This window comes from Salmonella sp. 32020114201800008SM, from assembly GCF_017572025.1.
Classification (GTDB): domain Bacteria; phylum Pseudomonadota; class Gammaproteobacteria; order Enterobacterales; family Enterobacteriaceae; genus Salmonella; species Salmonella enterica.
Genome location: NZ_JAGEQM010000030.1, coordinates 1 through 524, shown reverse-complemented (window position 1 = coordinate 524; position 524 = coordinate 1). Strand labels below are relative to the sequence as shown.

The following is a 524-nucleotide window of genomic DNA, read 5'->3' as shown; positions in this document are numbered from 1 at the left end:
GGGCGTTAAGTTGCAGGGTATAGACCCGAAACCCGGTGATCTAGCCATGGGCAGGTTGAAGGTTGGGTAACACTAACTGGAGGACCGAACCGACTAATGTTGAAAAATTAGCGGATGACCTGTGGCTGGGGGTGAAAGGCCAATCAAACCGGGAGATAGCTGGTTCTCCCCGAAAGCTATTTAGGTAGCGCCTCGTGAATTCATCTCCGGGGGTAGAGCACTGTTTCGGCTAGGGGGCCATCCCGGCTTACCAACCCGATGCAAACTGCGAATACCGGAGAATGTTATCACGGGAGACACACGGCGGGTGCTAACGTCCGTCGTGAAGAGGGAAACAACCCAGACCGCCAGCTAAGGTCCCAAAGTCATGGTTAAGTGGGAAACGATGTGGGAAGGCCCAGACAGCCAGGATGTTGGCTTAGAAGCAGCCATCATTTAAAGAAAGCGTAATAGCTCACTGGTCGAGTCGGCCTGCGCGGAAGATGTAACGGGGCTAAACCATGCACCGAAGCTGCGGCAGCGAC

At 54.6% G+C, this 524-nt stretch carries 1 rRNA gene; it reads left to right on the top strand.

Annotated elements, in window-relative coordinates:
- A 23S ribosomal RNA gene (locus J4613_RS22515) occupies positions 1 to 524 on the top strand; the annotation flags it as partial.